At 63.6% G+C, this 16432-nt stretch carries 16 protein-coding genes; 6 read left to right on the top strand and 10 right to left on the bottom strand.

Going from position 1 to position 16432, the window contains the following annotated elements; all coding sequences use genetic code 11:
* Positions 1-30: 30 nt before the first annotated feature.
* The 8 genes from pxpA to ACP39K_RS08180 form a co-directional block, all read right to left on the bottom strand.
* On the bottom strand, positions 31-771 hold the full coding sequence (gene pxpA / locus ACP39K_RS08215; protein WP_497008421.1) for a 5-oxoprolinase subunit PxpA: 741 nt from the start codon (positions 769-771) through the stop codon (positions 31-33).
* Positions 761-1693, bottom strand: coding sequence for a 5-oxoprolinase subunit PxpC (gene pxpC, locus ACP39K_RS08210; RefSeq protein WP_243810972.1), 933 nt, complete (start codon positions 1691-1693; stop codon positions 761-763). The genes pxpA and pxpC overlap by 11 nt, the downstream gene beginning before the upstream one ends.
* A complete protein-coding gene (gene pxpB / locus ACP39K_RS08205; protein WP_016928737.1) occupies positions 1687-2343 on the bottom strand; it encodes a 5-oxoprolinase subunit PxpB in 657 nt (218 codons plus the stop codon). Before pxpB ends, pxpC begins: the two co-directional genes overlap by 7 nt.
* Positions 2344-2502: 159 nt before the next feature.
* Positions 2503-3246 carry a type 2 GTP cyclohydrolase I gene (locus tag ACP39K_RS08200; protein WP_016928738.1) on the bottom strand — a complete coding sequence of 248 codons (744 nt, stop codon included), beginning with the start codon at positions 3244-3246 and terminating at the stop codon, positions 2503-2505.
* Between the two features lie 18 nt (positions 3247-3264).
* Entirely contained in the window at positions 3265-4245 is a 981-nt protein-coding gene (locus ACP39K_RS08195) for an MBL fold metallo-hydrolase (RefSeq protein ID WP_033641074.1), read from the bottom strand.
* Between the two features lie 22 nt (positions 4246-4267).
* Positions 4268-5698, bottom strand: coding sequence for a deoxyribodipyrimidine photo-lyase (gene phrB, locus ACP39K_RS08190; RefSeq protein ID WP_115116085.1), 1431 nt, complete (start codon positions 5696-5698; stop codon positions 4268-4270).
* A gap of 15 nt (positions 5699-5713) precedes the next feature.
* Positions 5714-6670, bottom strand: coding sequence for a YbgA family protein (locus ACP39K_RS08185; protein WP_016928741.1), 957 nt, complete (start codon positions 6668-6670; stop codon positions 5714-5716).
* A 142-nt stretch (positions 6671-6812) separates the two neighbouring features.
* Positions 6813-7022, bottom strand: coding sequence for a YbfA family protein (locus ACP39K_RS08180; RefSeq protein ID WP_004939916.1), 210 nt, complete (start codon positions 7020-7022; stop codon positions 6813-6815).
* A gap of 441 nt (positions 7023-7463) precedes the next feature.
* On the opposite strand from ACP39K_RS08180, the gene ACP39K_RS08175 reads away from it, so the two are divergent.
* From ACP39K_RS08175 to kdpE, 6 genes are all read left to right on the top strand, one after another.
* Complete coding sequence (locus ACP39K_RS08175) at positions 7464-7553, top strand: K(+)-transporting ATPase subunit F (protein ID WP_016928742.1); 90 nt, start codon at positions 7464-7466, stop codon at positions 7551-7553.
* Positions 7553-9241 carry a potassium-transporting ATPase subunit KdpA gene (gene kdpA / locus ACP39K_RS08170; RefSeq protein ID WP_048794600.1) on the top strand — a complete coding sequence of 563 codons (1689 nt, stop codon included), beginning with the start codon at positions 7553-7555 and terminating at the stop codon, positions 9239-9241. Before ACP39K_RS08175 ends, kdpA begins: the two co-directional genes overlap by 1 nt.
* A gap of 26 nt (positions 9242-9267) precedes the next feature.
* Complete coding sequence (kdpB, locus tag ACP39K_RS08165) at positions 9268-11337, top strand: potassium-transporting ATPase subunit KdpB (protein ID WP_497008420.1); 2070 nt, start codon at positions 9268-9270, stop codon at positions 11335-11337.
* 18 nt (positions 11338-11355) lie between these two features.
* Complete coding sequence (gene kdpC / locus ACP39K_RS08160; RefSeq protein ID WP_048794605.1) at positions 11356-11925, top strand: potassium-transporting ATPase subunit KdpC; 570 nt, start codon at positions 11356-11358, stop codon at positions 11923-11925.
* Positions 11926-11998: 73 nt separating this feature from the next.
* Positions 11999-14695 carry a two-component system sensor histidine kinase KdpD gene (kdpD, locus tag ACP39K_RS08155; protein WP_197787894.1) on the top strand — a complete coding sequence of 899 codons (2697 nt, stop codon included), beginning with the start codon at positions 11999-12001 and terminating at the stop codon, positions 14693-14695.
* A 16-nt stretch (positions 14696-14711) separates the two neighbouring features.
* Entirely contained in the window at positions 14712-15401 is a 690-nt protein-coding gene (kdpE, locus tag ACP39K_RS08150) for a two-component system response regulator KdpE (protein WP_033637458.1), read from the top strand.
* Between the two features lie 27 nt (positions 15402-15428).
* On the opposite strand, the gene ACP39K_RS08145 is transcribed toward kdpE, so the two are convergent.
* Positions 15429-15728 (bottom strand): DUF3861 domain-containing protein, encoded by a 300-nt coding sequence (locus tag ACP39K_RS08145; RefSeq protein WP_004939927.1) that lies wholly within the window; start codon positions 15726-15728, stop codon positions 15429-15431.
* The gene (locus tag ACP39K_RS08140; RefSeq protein ID WP_033641079.1) at positions 15728-16369 is read right to left on the bottom strand and encodes a PadR family transcriptional regulator; all 642 of its coding nucleotides are present in this window, start codon (positions 16367-16369) and stop codon (positions 15728-15730) included. The genes ACP39K_RS08145 and ACP39K_RS08140 overlap by 1 nt, the downstream gene beginning before the upstream one ends.
* Positions 16370-16432 lie beyond the last annotated feature (63 nt).

The following is a 16432-nucleotide window of genomic DNA, read 5'->3' as shown; positions in this document are numbered from 1 at the left end:
AGTTTTTTGCTTGTGATGTTGTGTCTTGCTTTACTGCTCCGCGCTTACGCGGATCCCCTGCTGAACAAAACTGTCCCGCAGCTTGCGCGCATACGCCAGCGCATGCTCGCCGTCCCCGTGCAGGCAGACGGTTTCCGCCTGAACGGCGGCCCAGACGCCATCCACGCTGCGCACCCGGTGGTGGCGCACCATCTCCAGGGTTTGCACCAGCGCCTGTTCGTCGTCCTCGATCAGCGCCCCCGGCAAACCGCGTGGCACCAGCGTGCCGTCGGCCTGATAGCCGCGATCGGCGAACACCTCTTGCCGAGTGGTCAGACCGAGTTTTTCCCCGGCGCGGATCAGCTCGCTCCCGGCCAGCCCCACCAGCCGCAACGCCGGATCGACCGCCTGCACCGCCCGGGCGATCGCTTCCGCCAGCGCCGGTTCAACCGCCGCCTGGTTATACAGCATGCCGTGCGGCTTGACGTGCACCATCACCCCACCCTCAGCGCGGGCGATGGCCGCCAGCGCCCCGAGCTGATACACCACCTGCGCGTACACCGTTTCCGGCGGCAGCTGCATGCGGGTGCGGCCGAAATTCTCCCGATCGGGAAAACTCGGGTGGGCGCCGATCGCCACGCCGTACTGCAATGCCCAGCGCACCGACTGGCGCATGGTCTGCGCATCGCCGGCGTGGAAGCCGCAGGCGATGTTGGCCGAACTCACCAATTGCAGCAGCGCCTGGTCGTTGGCGCAGCCTTCGCCGAGATCGGCGTTCAAATCAACGATCATGTAACCCCCAGGCAATCTGTCGAAGGAAGAGATCCTGCTCGGCCTTGGCGCGCTGCGCCTCGGCCAGTGAGCAGAGAACGAAGTGGATCGGTTCGCCGAGACGGACCTGCGCCAGATGGTAGAGATCGGCTTCGATCACGCAGGCGATGCGCGGGTAACCGCCGGTGGTTTGCGCATCGGCCATCAGCACGATCGGCTGGCCGTTGTGCGGCACCTGCACCACGCCGGGCAGCAGGCCGTGCGACAGCATCTCGCGGTCGGTGGTGCGCTCCAGCGGCGTGCCGCCGTGCAGGCGGTAGCCCATGCGGTTGCTCTGCGGGCTGAGCTGCCAGGCGGTGCGCCAGAACGTGTCCTGTGCCTCTTCGCTGAATTCGGCGTACTCCGGCCCCGGCAGCGCGCGGATGCGGTTGGTGAACAGCAGCTGTTTCACGCCGCAGCGATGTTGAGGTTGAGCGGCCGATTTGCCCAGCGGCAGCCGATCGCCGTCCTTCAGGTTACGGCCTTCGTGGCCGCCAAAGGCGGCTTTCATGTCGGTGCTGCACGAGCCCAGCATTTCCGGCACGGCGATACCGCCCGAGATCGCCAGGTAGCTGCGCATGCCGCGTTTCGGCGTGCCCAGCACCAGCCGCTGCCCCTTTTTCACCGGATAGCGCCAGCCGGTCCACAGCGGCTTGCCGTCCAGCTGCGCGTCGCAGCCGGCGCCGGTCAGGGCGATCCAGCCTGCGCGGGTAAACTCGGCGCTGAACTGGCCGAGGGTGATCTCCAGCCCGGCGGCCTCCGGCGCATTGCCCACCAGCAGGTTGGCGATCTTCAGCGCCGGTTGATCCAGCGCTCCGCCGGTGCTGATGCCCAGACGGCGGAATCCCTCGCGGCCCAAATCCTGCACCGTGGTATAGATGCCGGCGCGCAGAATAATCAGCATACGCCCTCCTTCTGCGGCACGAAGCGTACGTTATCGCCCGGACGCAGCAGCGTCGGCGGCATTTCATGCGGATTGAACAACGCCAACGGCGTGCGGCCGATCAGCTGCCAGCCGCCGGGCGTCACCAGCGGATAGATGCCGGTCTGGCCACCGCCGATGCCGACGGAGCCGGCCGCCACCGCCAGACGCGGTTCAGCGCGGCGCGGCGTCGCCAGTTGTTCCGGCATGCCGCCCAAATAGGAGAAGCCCGGCTGAAAGCCGAGAAAATAGACCACATAGGCCGCCGCCGCGTGGCATTCCACCACCTGTTGCGGCGTCATGCCGGTATGGCGCGCCACTTCATCCAGGTCGGGGCCCTGTTCCCCGCCGTAGACCACCGGAATATCCACCTGGCGCGACTCCGGCGTCAGGCGCTCTTTGCTTTCCCAGCCCTGCTGCAGCAACGCCAGCATCGCTTCGGCGTCGGCCTGCGGCGTATGCAGCAGCAGCGTCAGGTTGTTCATCCCCGGCACCACTTCCCGCACGTCGGGATGGTGATTCAGCTTTTCCGCCAGCGCCCAGATGCGCTGCTGGCTCGGCAACGTCACCGGCGGCGACAGTTCAAGCACTACCGCTCTTTCACCCAACAGGTAATAACGCGCTTGTTGCACCCTTATTCTCCTTATTATTATCGCGCTGAAAAACACACCAGTTATGCGTGACGCGGCCCTGGCTGTCAATAGAGCGCAACCATAAGGAAAATAAGGAAATAGCGCGATAAAAGGATTCAGCCGGCGCACAGGCCGGGCTGGATCCGGGGAAGAGAAAAATCAGGCGGGATTCGGGATATCGATAAAGGTCACATCAAAGCCGTGGTGTTGGGCCAGCCACTCACCCAACGCTTTCACGCCGCCGCGCTCGGTGGCGTGGTGACCGGCGGCGAAGAAATGTACGCCCATTTCGCGCGCGCTGTGAATGGTCTGCTCAGACACTTCACCGCTGATGAACGCATCGACGCCGAAGCGCGCCGCGCTGTCGATAAAGCCCTGGCCGCCGCCGGTGCACCAGGCCACGCGGCGAATATGTTCAGGCGCGTTATCGCCGCAGTGCAGCACCGCGCGCCCCAGTCGGCTTTCGATACGCTGCTGCAGCGCTTCACCGGTCAGCGGCTGCTCAAATTCGCCGTGCGGCACCAGCGGTTCGACGTCGCCAATCACCCGGATGCCCAGCGCCTGCGCCAGCTGCGCGTTGTTGCCCAGCACCGGATGCGCGTCCAGCGGCAGGTGGTAGCCGTACAGATTGATATCGTGGGTCAGCAGCGTTTTCAGGCGATTGCGTTTCATGCCGCGCACCGCCGGCGCCTCGTTTTTCCAGAAATAGCCGTGGTGCACGATAATCGCGTCGGCCTGATGCGCCACCGCGGCGTCCAGCAGCGCCTGACAGGCGGTGACGCCGGTCACGATGCGCTGCACGTGCGGGCGGCCTTCTACCTGCAAACCGTTGGGGGCATAGTCCTGAAACGCCGCGGCGTTCAGTTCCGTGTTGATCAGTTGTTCCAGATCGAGGTTACGCATTCTCTTCTCTCTTCATAGTCAAAATGTCTGCCGGTCGCCCTGCGCCATCAGGATGAATTTCACCCCCAGATCGTTGCCCTGCGTCAGCTGCTGCGCAATGGCGGCGCGCGCGTCTTCGCCCTGCTTCAGGCTGGGCTTGATGTGGCTGATGACCACCGGCAGCCCCTTCAGCGAGCCTTCGCCGCCGCTGTACTGCGTCAGGTTCTTCAGCTCCTTCAGCAGCCAGGCCGGCGTCAAATGACCGTACAGATGTTTGTCCTCCACCCCGTTGGGGTAAGAGGTTTCGATAATCATGCCTTTGAGCTTTTTCTGCTCGACAAGCGGCCCCAGCGCGCGCCAGACGGTATCGAGATCGCGCGACTGCTCCACCTTATCCGGCCCGGTATCGCCGAAGTAGGCGAAGAACTCGTTGCCGTTGGAAATCAGCAGCATCGACGAAGGGTAGCGATCGTGGCTGAGCGGGTACATCACGCCGGTCAACCCGGTCAGCCCGAGGGTAAACCGCTGCTGCGGCCGCACCGTTTGCAGCCGGTAGGTGCCCAGCCGCGCACCGTTGCCGGCGTCGGTAAAGTTCGGCCAGGCCTTCCAGTTAAAGTAGTGATTACGCAGGGTCAGCACGGTGTCCGCCTGGGCGTAAACGGTTTTTTTATTGTCCTCGGGCGAGCCGACGATCAGCCCCGCCACATGGTCCAGATGGCCGTGGCTGATAAAGTAACTGCCGATCAACTGCCGGAACACATGGCCCTGCGGCGTGTAAGGCGCGGCCAACTCGGCGGTCACCTGCGGGAAGCTGCCCTTCTCCAGCCCTTTGGCGATGCCCGGCAGCAGCGAACCGGCGTCCAGCGCCACATACTGCGGCTGATTGTCGCTGCGGATCAGGTAGGAAGTCAGGTTGCCGTCGCTGACGCCGCCGTCGACGCCCAGCGCCACCACGTCAAAGCCGGCGATCGCCAGCGCGGAATAGCCGCTCAGGCACAGGGCCAACACCTTTTTCATCATTGCGTCGCTCCTTGCAGTTGCCTCAAGACTCTCCCCGTTTCGCCGCCTCGAACGCCGCCAGCGTCTCCAGGCGGGCTTGCTTATGATCGACGATCGGCAGCGGGTAATTCAGCACGCATGGCTGCTTTTCCGCCCAACGGTGAGGATGATGGATGTCATTGTCGGGCACATCCGCCAGTTCCGGCAACCATTTACGGATAAAAGTGCCTTGTGGATCAAAACGTTCACCCTGCGTCGTCGGGTTGAAGATGCGGAAATACGGCGCGGCGTCGGTGCCGGTGGACGCCGCCCACTGCCAGCCGCCGTTGTTGGCCGCCAGATCGCCGTCCAGCAGTTGCGACATGAAGTAGCGCTCCCCGGCCCGCCAGTCGATCAGCAGATCCTTCACCAGGAAACTGGCGCTGATCATGCGCAGCCGGTTATGCATCCAGCCGGTGGCGTTCAGTTGGCGCATGGCGGCATCGACGATCGGGTAGCCGGTCTCGCCCCGCTGCCAGGCCTGCAGCTTCGCCGCGTCATCGCGCCAGCGCACTTTGTCCGTCCAGGCGATAAACGGCCGATGGCGGCACAGCTCGGGATAGGCCACCAGCAGATGGCGGTAGAACTCGCGCCAAATCAGCTCGTTCAGCCAGGCGAAAGCGCCGCTCTCGCGATCTTCCAGCAACCGTGGGCATTCGGCGCGCAGGCGATTGAAGCACTGGCGCGGCGACAGCGCGCCAATCGCCAGATAGGGCGACAGGCTGCTGGTGCCGGCGATGGCGGGCAGATCGCGCTGGCGAAGGTAATCCTGCACTTGCTCACGGCAAAAGGCGCGCAGACGTTGCAGCGCGGCCTCCTCGCCGGCGGGATAGCCATCCCCAACCTCCGCCGCGGGGTAATCGAACGCCGCCGGCGCCTCAGGCGCAGGCAACGCGCCACCGGCACGGGTTTTAGGCGCCGGCAGGCAGCTGAGATCGGACTCGGTCAGGCGCTGAATGAAAGCGTTGCGAAACGGCGTATAGACCTTGTACATCTCGCCGCCGCCGGTTTGCACGCTGCCCGGCGGCAACAGCAGGCTGTCATCGAAACCGCGGCATGCCACCCGGTCGCTCAATCGCTGTTCCAACCGCGCATCGCGGCGCCGTTCATTCAGTTCGTACTGGCGATTGTAAAACAGCGCATCTACCTGCTCTCGCTCGCAATAGTCCGCCAGCCAGTCGATCGACGCGGCAAAGTCCGTGCCAGCATGGCAATGCAGCGCAATGCCTTTTTGCGCCAACGCCTGCTGCACCGCCCGCAGGCTGGCGTGGATCAGCGCCGCCTGCCGCGGCGCCATCTCATGTTGCCGCCACTGCTGCGGGGTGGCGATAAACACCGCCAGCACCCGGGCTTCGGGATCGCTGCAGGCGGCGTGCAGCGCTTTGTTGTCGGTGATACGCAGATCGTTACGCAACCAGACCAGATGCGTGGTCATAAAACTCCTTGTCAATCAATGGCCGTAACGCAAACGCAGCGCCTCCGGGTAAGGTTCGAAATAACGTTGTTCCGCCAGATAGCGGTCGGGGTATTCCGCCATGTAATGCTTAAGCAGCGCGATCGGCGCCAGCAGCGGCTGCATGCCCTGCCGATAACGGTCGATCAGGTGCGCCAGTTCCTGACGCTGCGCCGCGCTGAGCTGACGGCGGAAATAGCCCTGCACGTGCATCAGCACGTTGGTGTGGTTGCGCCGCGTTGCTTTGTGCGCCAACAGCGCCATCAGGCGGCTGCGGTATTCCACGGCGAAGGCCTCCAGCGAGTCCCAGCGGTGAATATCGGCGACGAAGCGCCCCAGCTCGCGATAAGCCGGCTGCGAATGCGCCAACAGTGAAAGCTTGTAGCGGCTGTGAAACGCGATCAGCCCGCCGCGGGTCAGCCCCTGGCGCCACAGCATATTCAGCTCATACAGCGCGTACACCCGTTCAATGAAGTTTTCCCGCAATGCCGCATCCTGCAATCGTCCGTCTTCTTCCACCGGCAGCCACGGCATCTGACGCAGCAGTTCAGCGGTAAACAGCCCGACGCCGTTTTTACGCGAGTCTTTGCCGTTCTCGCTGTAGACCCGCACCCGCTCCAGTCCGCAGCTCGGCGACTTGGCGCAGACGATATAACCGCACAGGTGCTGCAACGCGGCCACGCGCTGCGAGGAGAAACTGCGCATCTCCTCAGTCAGATCCACGCCGGCGTCGTTGCTGTAACGCATCGCCGGCCACGGCTGCGCCTGTTTCACCAGGCGCAGCGCCGGGCGCGGCGTGGGCAGACCAATCGCCATTTCCGGGCAAACGGGCTCAAAGCGCACATAGGGCGCCAACTGTTCCACCGCAAAGGCCAGCCGCTTGTGGCCACCGTCGAAACGCACCGCATCGCCCAGTAAACAGGCGCTGATGCCGATAGGGATCTTGTCACTCATACCGCTCTCCCGCGTTGTTAGCCGATTGAGGAAAGTGTAGAAGAATGGCTTGCCGAATACGACCTTGCACTTGATAGGGGCGGCTATAGGCATAAAAAAACCCCCGCCGCAGGGCGAGGGTTTTTCGTGAATCAGTAGTGGCTCAGTAGAAATCGCAGGACGCCAGTTCCGCCTGCTGCAGCCAGACCGGCTTATCGCTGGTTTTTGACCAGACGCGGTGCAGGTAGCTGTAAAAACGCCCGCGATCGCTGCGGAACAGCATCACCGGCAGGGCCAAAATGCCCGCGATCACCACTGCGCTGCGGCGCAGGAGAATCCGATGCAATGAATAAGCGTGATAGGTCGTAGACATGCGAACCTCCTTAAAAACGCCTGCCGTTGATTTGTCAGGGAAAACGGCGTGGGCGTATCAAATGAACAATCGGTAATTTGGTAACTGGACAAAATTTTAGCGCACTTGATGAAAGTTTACTACTCATCCGACCACTAAATCGCACAAAAAATCGCTAATCACCATGCTGATTCGTAATTTTGTTACAATCAAGTTAATTTTTAACTAAACATGGGTTACATTGTGGTTATTATTCGGTTCTTCATCCCACGCCTCAGCCCCTGCTTATTCACACATCAGGCGCAATCTCGCCGCAAGCAGGCTGCCTGAAATGGCCAATTTCCGCTGAAATTTCAGTCATTTTTATACTTTTTTTACACCCGCCCGCGCGATTTTTTCATCTTCTTTCTACCCCTCTCCCTACACTGCCTCTATCAAAAACAACACCTCTGGAGGTGTCCCGTGAGTTTCAGCGTTATTGGTGGTGCGCTGTTGGTTCTGCTGCTGTTGGCCTATCTGGTCTACGCCCTGTTTAACGCGGAGGATTTCTGATGGCGGCTTCAGCCTTTTTACTGATCGCCAGTTTCCTGCTGGTGCTTCTGCTGCTGGCCCGGCCGCTGGGCGGCTTTATGGCGCGCCTGATCGAAGGTGAGCCGCTGCCTGCGCTGCGCGCAGTGGAAGCCGGCGTCTGGCGCGCCTGCGGCATCCGCCCCACCGAGATGAATTGGTGGCAGTACGCGCTGGCGATCCTGGCGTTTAACCTGCTCGGCCTGGCGCTGCTGTTCGCCCTGCTGATGGCGCAAGGCTCGCTGCCGCTCAACCCGCAAGGCTTCCCGGGTCTCTCCTGGGATCTGGCGCTCAACACCGCCGTCAGCTTCGTCACCAACACCAACTGGCAGGCCTACAGCGGCGAAAGCGCCCTCAGCTATTTCAGCCAGATGGCCGGGCTGGCGGTGCAGAACTTCGTCTCCGCCTCCACCGGCATCGCCGTGGCCTTTGCGCTGATCCGCGCCTTCACCCGCCGCGCCGGCAAGACCGTCGGCAACGCCTGGGCCGATCTGTTCCGCATCACGCTGTATGTGCTGCTGCCGATCGCGCTGCCGATCGCCCTGTTCTTCGTCAGCCAGGGCACGCTGCAAAACTTCCTGCCTTACCTGCACGTCACCACGCTCGAAGGCGCGCAGCAGACGCTGCCGATGGGGCCGGTGGCCTCGCAGGAAGCGATCAAAATGCTCGGCACCAACGGCGGCGGCTTCTTCGGCGCCAACTCGGCGCACCCGTTCGAGAACCCAACCGTGCTGACCAACTTCGTACAAATGCTGGCCATCTTCCTGATCCCCTGCGCGCTGTGCTTCTCCTTCGGCCAGTTGGCCGGTGAAAACCGTCAGGGCCATGCGCTGATCTGGGCGATGGCGCTGATCTTCGTGGTGGCGGTGGTAGTGGTGATGGTCGCCGAACTGGCGGGCAACCCGCACCTGAGCGCGTTGGGCGCCGACAGCAACATCAATATGGAAGGCAAAGAGTCGCGCTTCGGCATTCTCGCCACCAGCCTGTTCTCGGTGGTGACCACCGCCGCGTCCTGCGGGGCGGTCAACGCCATGCACGACTCTTTCACCGCGCTGGGCGGCATGGTGCCGATGTGGCTGATGCAGATCGGTGAAGTGGTGTTCGGCGGCGTCGGCTCCGGCCTGTACGGCATGCTGCTGTTCGTACTGCTGACGGTGTTTATCGCCGGTCTGATGATCGGCCGCACCCCGGAATACCTGGGCAAGAAGATCGACGTTTACGACATGAAGATGACCGCGCTGGCGATCCTGGTCACGCCGACGCTGGTGTTGCTGGGCAGCGCGCTGGCCATCGGCACCGACGCGGGCCGCGCCGGCATCCTCAACCCGGGCGCCCACGGCTTCAGCGAAGTGCTGTACGCCCTGTCTTCCGCCGCCAACAACAACGGCAGCGCCTTCGCCGGGTTGAGCGTCAATACGCCGTTCTACAACCTGCTGCTGGCCTTCGCCATGTTCGTCGGCCGCTTCGGGGTGATCCTGCCGGTGCTGGCGATCGCCGGTTCGCTGAGCGCCAAACAACGCCAACCGGCGGGCAACGGCACCCTGCCGACCTATGGGCCGCTGTTTATCGGCCTGCTGATCGGCACCGTGCTGCTGGTGGGTGCGCTGACCTTCGTGCCGGCGCTGGCGCTGGGCCCGGTGGCCGAGCATTTGCAGCTTTGGTTGGCAAACTAACCGACGTCACAGAGAGAGAATAAGAGATGACTCGCAAACAACGCGCGCTGTTTGAACCGGCCCTGGTGCGCACCGCGCTGATCGATGCGGTGAAAAAACTGGACCCTCGCGTTCAATGGCGCAACCCGGTGATGTTCGTGGTGTATATCGGCAGCCTGCTGACCACCGCCATCTGGCTGGCGATCCTCGCCGGCCAAACCGACGGCGCCGCCGCCTTTACCGGCAGCGTCACCCTGTGGTTGTGGTTCACCGTGCTGTTCGCCAACTTCGCGGAAGCGCTGGCCGAAGGGCGCAGCAAGGCCCAGGCGGAAAGCCTGAGGGGCACCAAGAAAACCAGCTGGGCGAAAAAGCTGGCCGGCCCGCGCCGCGACGGCGCCACGGAGAAAGTGGCCGCCGAAAGCCTGCGCAAAGGCGATATCGTGCTGGTGGAAGCCGGCGACACCATCCCGTGCGACGGCGAGGTGCTGGAAGGCGGCGCTTCGGTGGATGAAAGCGCCATCACCGGCGAATCCGCCCCGGTGATCCGCGAATCCGGCGGCGACTTCTCCTCGGTCACCGGCGGCACCCGCGTGCTGTCTGACTGGCTGGTGGTGCAGTGCAGCGTCAACCCGGGGGAAACCTTCCTCGATCGCATGATCGCCATGGTGGAAGGCGCCAAGCGCCGCAAAACGCCGAACGAGATCGCGCTGACCATCCTGCTGGTGGCGCTGACCATCGTGTTCGTGTTGGCCACCGCCACCCTGTTCCCGTTCTCGCAATACAGCGTCGAGGCGGCCGGCAGCGGCAGCGTGGTCACCATCACCGTGCTGGTCGCATTGCTGGTTTGCCTGATCCCCACCACCATCGGCGGCCTGCTGTCCGCCATCGGCGTGGCCGGGATGAGCCGCATGCTCGGCGCCAACGTGATCGCCACCAGCGGCCGCGCGGTGGAAGCCGCCGGCGACGTGGACGTGCTGCTGCTGGATAAAACCGGCACCATCACGCTGGGCAACCGCCAGGCGTCGGAGTTCCTGCCGGCGCCGGGCGTGAAAGAGCAAGAGCTGGCGGACGCCGCGCAGCTGGCCTCGCTGGCGGACGAAACGCCGGAAGGCCGCAGCATCGTGGTGCTGGCCAAACAGCGCTTTAACCTGCGCGAGCGCGATCTGCAGGCGCTGAACGCCACCTTCGTGCCCTTCTCCGCCCAGACCCGCATGAGCGGCGTCAACGTGCAGGAACGCATGATCCGCAAAGGCGCAGTGGATGCCATTCGCCGTCACGTCGAATCCAATCAGGGCCACTTCCCGCGGGCGGTGGACGATCTGGTGGAAAGCGTGGCGCGCACCGGCGGCACGCCGCTGGTGGTGGCGGAAGGCGCCCGGGTGCTGGGCGTGGTGGCGCTGAAGGATATCGTCAAAGGCGGCATCAAAGAGCGCTTCAATGAGCTGCGCAAGATGGGCATCAAAACGGTGATGATCACCGGCGATAACCCACTGACCGCGGCGGCGATCGCCGCCGAAGCCGGGGTGGACGATTTCCTGTCGGAAGCCACGCCGGAAGCCAAGCTGGCGCTGATCCGCCAGTATCAGGCGGAAGGCCGTCTGGTGGCGATGACCGGCGACGGCACCAACGACGCCCCGGCGCTGGCGCAGGCCGATGTGGCGGTGGCGATGAACTCCGGCACCCAGGCCGCCAAAGAGGCGGGCAACATGGTCGATCTGGATTCCAACCCGACCAAGCTGATCGAAGTGGTGCATATCGGCAAACAGATGCTGATGACGCGCGGCTCACTGACCACCTTCAGCATCGCCAACGACGTGGCCAAATACTTCGCCATCATTCCGGCGGCGTTCGCGGCCACCTATCCGCAGCTGAACGCGCTGAACGTGATGCACCTGCACTCCCCGGCCTCCGCCATCATGTCGGCGGTGATCTTCAACGCCCTGGTGATCGTGTTCCTGATCCCGCTGGCGCTGAAAGGGGTGAGCTACAAACCGATGAGCGCCGCGGCCCTGCTGCGCCGCAACCTGTGGCTGTACGGAGTCGGCGGCCTGCTGGTGCCGTTCGTCGGCATCAAACTGATCGACCTGATCCTGGTCGCGCTGCACGTCGCCGGTTAACCATTGAGGGAAATGAACATGACGTATTTACGACCTGCGCTGGTGATGGTGATCCTGCTGACGCTGATCACCGGCATCGCCTATCCGCTGCTGACCACCGGGCTGGCGCAGCTACTGTTTTCGGGCTCGGCTAACGGTTCGCTGCTGTACCAGGGCGACAAGGCGGTCGGCTCCGCGCTGATCGGCCAAAACTTCACGCGCGCCGACTATTTCTGGGGCCGCCCGTCGGCCACCGGCGATTCGGCCTATAATCCACTGGCCTCCGCCGGCAGCAACCTGGCGGCCACCAACCCGGCGCTGGATAAGGCTATCGCCGAGCGCGCAGCGCAGCTGCGCCAGGCCAATCCTGCGATGAGCGGCCCGATCCCGGTGGATCTGCTGACCGCCTCCGGCAGCGGGCTGGATCCGCAGATCTCGATCGCCGCGGCGCGGTATCAGCTGGCGCGGGTCGCGGCGGCGCGTCATCTGCCGCCGGAACAGATCGCCAAACTGATCGAAGACAACACCGATCGGGCCACGCCCAACTTCATGGGCGAATCGGTGGTGAACGTGTTGAAGCTGAACCTGGCGCTGGATGCGTTGAAGTAACGCGCCGTATTCAGCATAGTGATAGGGTTCGGCGTGCCGAACCCCTTTTTGCTTGGTAACACAAGGAATTGCCATGGTCGAAGAAGAACAGCAGCGTCCCGATCCCGACAGCCTGCTGGCGCTGGCCAATGAAAAACCGCGCGGCCGGTTGAAGGTATTCTTCGGCGCCTGCGCCGGCGTGGGCAAAACCTACGCCATGCTGCAGGAGGCCCAGCGCTTGCGCGCACAGGGACTGGATGTGCTGGTCGGCGTGGTGGAAACCCACGGCCGCAGCGAGACCGCCGCCCTGCTCGACGGCCTGGCGCTGCTGCCGCAAAAACGCATCCAGCATCGCGGGCGACTGGTGCATGAATTCGATCTCGACGCCGCGCTGGCGCGCCACCCGGCGCTGATCCTGATGGACGAACTGGCGCACAGCAACGCCCACGGTTCGCGCCACCCCAAACGCTGGCAGGATGTGGAAGAGCTGCTGGACGCCGGCATCGACGTGCTGACGACCGTCAACGTGCAACATCTGGAAAGTCTGAACGACGTGGTGGGCGGCGTGACCGGCGTGCGGGTGCGCGAAACGGTGCCCGACCACGTGTTTGACGAGGCCAGCGAAGTGGTGCTGGTCGATCTGCCGCCGGACGATCTGCGCCGACGGCTGCACGAAGGCAAAGTGTATATTCCCGGCCAGGCCGAGCGCGCCATCGAGCACTTCTTCCGCAAAGGCAACCTGATCGCCCTGCGCGAGCTGGCGCTGCGCCGCACCGCCGATCGGGTCGATGACCAGATGCGCGAGTTTCGCGACACCCAGGGGCGCGAGAAAGTGTGGCACACCCGCGACAGCATTCTGCTGTGCGTCGGCCACAATAGCGGCAACGAAAAGCTGGTGCGCATCGCCGCCCGGCTGGCGGCGCGGCTTGGCTGCCATTGGCATGCGGTCTACGTGGAAACCCCCAAGCTGCACCGACTGCCGGAAAACCAGCGCCGCGCCATTCTGCGCGCGCTGCGGCTGGCGCAGGAGCTGGGCGCCGAAACCGCCACCCTGGCCGATCCGTCCGAAGAGCGCGCGGTGCTGCGCTACGCCCGCGAGCATAACCTCGGCAAAATCATCATCGGCCGCCGCAGCGAGCAGCGCTGGAAACTGCGCGGCAGCTTCGCCGATCGCCTCGGCCGGCTGGGCCCGGATCTCGATCTGGTGATCGTGGCGCTGGACAGCGACGCCGCGCAGCCCCCGCCGGGCAAGGAGCACGACGGCCGCAGCTTCAATGAGAAATGGCGCATGCAGCTGCGCGGCTGCGCGGTGGCGATAGCGCTGTGCGCGCTGATTACCCTGCTCTCGCAGTGGCTGCTGCCGGGCTTCGATCAGGCCAACCTGGTGATGGTCTATCTGCTCGGCGTGGCGATCGTCGCGCTGTTCTTCGGCCGCTGGCCGTCGGTGCTGGCGGCGGTGATCAACGTCGCCAGCTTCGATCTGTTCTTCGTCCAGCCCGAATGGTCGTTCGCCGTCAGCGATATGCAGTATCTGTTGACCTTCGGCGTGATGCTCGCCGTCGGCATCATCATCGGCAATCTGACCGCCGGAGTGCGTTATCAGGCCCGGGTGGCGCGCTATCGCGAGCAGCGGGCGCGCCATCTGTACGAAATGTCGCGCGGGCTGAGCCGCGCGCTGACCGTGGCCGACATCGCCAACACCAGCCGTCATTTCCTCTCCAGCAGCTTCCAGGCGAAAACCGTGCTGCTGCTGCCGCAGGAAGACGGTCGGCTGCAGCAAATGATCGGCGAGGAAGGCGGGCTGCTGTCGGTAGACGAAGCCATCGCGCGCTGGAGTTTCGACAAAGGCTTGCCGGCCGGCGCCGGCACCGACACCCTGCCCGGCGTGCCTTACCAACTGCTGCCGCTCAATACCCCCAAACAGACCTTCGGCCTGTTGGCGATCGAACCCAACAACCTGCGCCAGCTGATGGTGCCGGAACAACAGCGGCTGCTGCAAACCTTCGCAGTGCTGATCGCCAGCGCGCTGGAACGGCTGCACCTGGCGCGCAGCGCCGAAGAAGCCAAGCTGGACGCCGAACGTGAACAGCTGCGCAACTCGCTGCTGGCGGCGCTGTCGCACGATCTGCGCACCCCGCTGACGGTACTGTTCGGCCAGGCGGAAATTCTCACGCTGGACCTGGCGGCCGAAGGCTCCAATCACGCCACCCAGGCCAGCCAGATCCGCCAGCAGGTGCTGAGCACCACCCGGCTGGTGAACAACCTGCTGGATATGGCGCGCATCCAGTCCGGCGGTTTCAGCCTGCGTAAAGAGTGGCAGTCGCTGGAAGAGATCGTCGGCGCCTCGCTGCACATGCTGGAGCCGCTGCTCAGCCAGCATCCGATCGAGGTCGAGCTGCCGTCGGAACAGATCCTGGTCAACTGCGACGGCAGCCTGCTGGAACGGGTGTTCACCAACCTGTTGGAAAACGCCAATAAATACGCCGGCGCCGAGGCCACCATCGGCATTCGCGCCCGCACGCTGCCCGAGTGGCTGGAAGTCGAGGTCTGGGATAACGGCCCCGGTATCCCCGCCGATCAGCTGCAGCTGATTTTCGACAAGTTTTCACGCGGCAATAAAGAGTCGGCGATCCCCGGCGTCGGCTTGGGGTTAGCGATTTGTCGTGCCATTATTGAAGTGCATGATGGCCGCATCTGGGCGGAAAACGGCGCCAACGGCGGCGCCAGCTTCCGCTTCGTGCTGCCGCTGGAAAAACCGCCCGAGATCGACGGCGACGCCTTCGATCTGTAATCAACGCAGGGGAAACGTGAGCATAACGCCAACCAACATTCTGATTGTTGAAGATGAAAAAGAGATCCGCCGCTTCGTGCGCACCGCGCTGGAGAGCGAAGGCCTGCGGGTGTTTGAAAGTGAAACGCTGCAGCGCGGGCTGATTGAGGCCGGCACGCGCAAACCGGATCTGATCATCCTGGATTTGGGGTTGCCGGATGGCGACGGGCTGAGCTACATCCGCGATCTGCGGCAGTGGAGCGCCATTCCGGTGATCGTACTGTCGGCGCGCAACGCCGAAGAGGACAAAATCGCCGCGCTGGACGCCGGCGCCGACGACTATCTCAGCAAACCGTTCGGCATCGGTGAGCTGTTGGCACGGGTGCGGGTCGCGCTGCGCCGCCACTCCGCCAGCCAACAGGAAAGCCCGCTGGTGAGCTTTTCGGCGATCACCGTCGATCTGGTGAATCGCCGGGTGCTGCGCAACGACGAAGATCTGCACCTGACGCCGATCGAGTTTCGCCTGTTGGCGGAGCTGCTGGCCAACGCCGGCAAGGTGATTACCCAACGCCAGCTGTTGAGCCACGTCTGGGGGCCGAACTACGTGGAACACAGCCACTACCTGCGCATCTACATGGGCCATCTGCGGCAGAAGCTGGAAGCCGATCCGGCCCGGCCCAAACATCTGCTGACCGAAACCGGCGTCGGCTACCGTTTCATGCCTTAACCCCGGCGAGCGCGGTGTGCCGCGCCTTTACGCCGCCGGGCCCTTCTTCAATCCGACCATAAATTCCTTAAACGCCTCGCGCAGCGGAGCGAACACCGGGTGTTTGCGGTTTTCGATCATCACTTCGGAGAACAGTTTCAACCCCACGGCGAAGGCCGCGCTCTGCTCGGGGCCGAAGTTCAGATCGTCACGCGCCCGAATGCGCTCGACGATCTCGAGAATATCGTCATGATTGGTCACCTCAAAACTCAGCGGTGCCTTCTCGACGGGGTTGCCCTGGCGGTCGCTCAGGGCTTCAACGGTAATGTTAAAACGGTGGCCGGGCATCAGTTCTCCTCCTGCTGCGTGGGTTGAATGTGCATTTCGCTTTCGATCGCCGCCACGGCGGTCAGCAACGCGGCGTTGATGCGCTCCACCTGCTGCGGCGTGAGATCGGCGCGCATCACGTTGCCGCGCAGCAGGCTGCGCAGACGGTTCATGGCGTCGTAGATGCCTTCCGCCAGGTTGCCGTGCCGATGATGCTCGCGGCCGGCGCCCGCCAGACGCGCCAGAATGACGTCAACCACCTGTTGATGCTTTTGCAGCTCGCCCTCGCCCGCCGTGGTGATGCGGTAGCTTTTTCGGCCGTTGCCGGTGGTGAGCGGTTCGAGAAAATCCTGTTCTTCCAGCAGCGTCAGCGTGGGGTAAATCACCCCCGGGCTCGGCACATACAGGCCGGAAGAGGCTTCCTCGATCGCCTTGATCAATTCGTATCCGTGGCTGGGCTTGCGCGCCACCAGCGCCAGCAACACCAGGCGCAGATCGCCGTGTTCGAACAGACGATGACGCCCGCCCCGGCCGCCGCGCCCACCTCGGCCGTGCTCTTCGCCTTCGCCGCCGAAGTGATGACGCCCGCCGCGATGACGGCGCCCCTCTTCGCACGCATGAGGGTGGTGGTGATGCCGGTGTAAACCTAATCGATGAAACATAGGGTGATACCTCGCTTTAACAGTGAACATCAATACGAGGTTGTTTAGATATATCTAAACAGC

It is taken from the genome of Serratia sp. EC4 (genome assembly GCF_059652115.1).
Note: the sequence above shows the minus strand (reverse complement) of the source record. Positions and strands in the feature narration are given on the sequence as shown.

Excerpts from the sequence above, each read along its gene's own strand:
- pxpA (WP_497008421.1), bottom strand. The coding sequence starts at position 771 with ATGATCGTTGATTTGAACGCCGATCTCGGCGAAGGCTGCGCCAACGAC.
- pxpC (WP_243810972.1), bottom strand. The coding sequence starts at position 1,693 with ATGCTGATTATTCTGCGCGCCGGCATCTATACCACGGTGCAGGATTTG.
- ACP39K_RS08200 (WP_016928738.1), bottom strand. The coding sequence starts at position 3,246 with ATGCGTAACCTCGATCTGGAACAACTGATCAACACGGAACTGAACGCC.
- ACP39K_RS08195 (WP_033641074.1), bottom strand. The coding sequence starts at position 4,245 with ATGATGAAAAAGGTGTTGGCCCTGTGCCTGAGCGGCTATTCCGCGCTG.
- phrB (WP_115116085.1), bottom strand. The coding sequence starts at position 5,698 with ATGACCACGCATCTGGTCTGGTTGCGTAACGATCTGCGTATCACCGAC.
- ACP39K_RS08185 (WP_016928741.1), bottom strand. The coding sequence starts at position 6,670 with ATGAGTGACAAGATCCCTATCGGCATCAGCGCCTGTTTACTGGGCGAT.
- ACP39K_RS08180 (WP_004939916.1), bottom strand. The coding sequence starts at position 7,022 with ATGTCTACGACCTATCACGCTTATTCATTGCATCGGATTCTCCTGCGC.
- kdpA (WP_048794600.1), top strand. The coding sequence starts at position 7,553 with ATGGCGGCTTCAGCCTTTTTACTGATCGCCAGTTTCCTGCTGGTGCTT.
- kdpB (WP_497008420.1), top strand. The coding sequence starts at position 9,268 with ATGACTCGCAAACAACGCGCGCTGTTTGAACCGGCCCTGGTGCGCACC.
- kdpC (WP_048794605.1), top strand. The coding sequence starts at position 11,356 with ATGACGTATTTACGACCTGCGCTGGTGATGGTGATCCTGCTGACGCTG.
- kdpD (WP_197787894.1), top strand. The coding sequence starts at position 11,999 with ATGGTCGAAGAAGAACAGCAGCGTCCCGATCCCGACAGCCTGCTGGCG.
- ACP39K_RS08145 (WP_004939927.1), bottom strand. The coding sequence starts at position 15,728 with ATGCCCGGCCACCGTTTTAACATTACCGTTGAAGCCCTGAGCGACCGC.
- ACP39K_RS08140 (WP_033641079.1), bottom strand. The coding sequence starts at position 16,369 with ATGTTTCATCGATTAGGTTTACACCGGCATCACCACCACCCTCATGCG.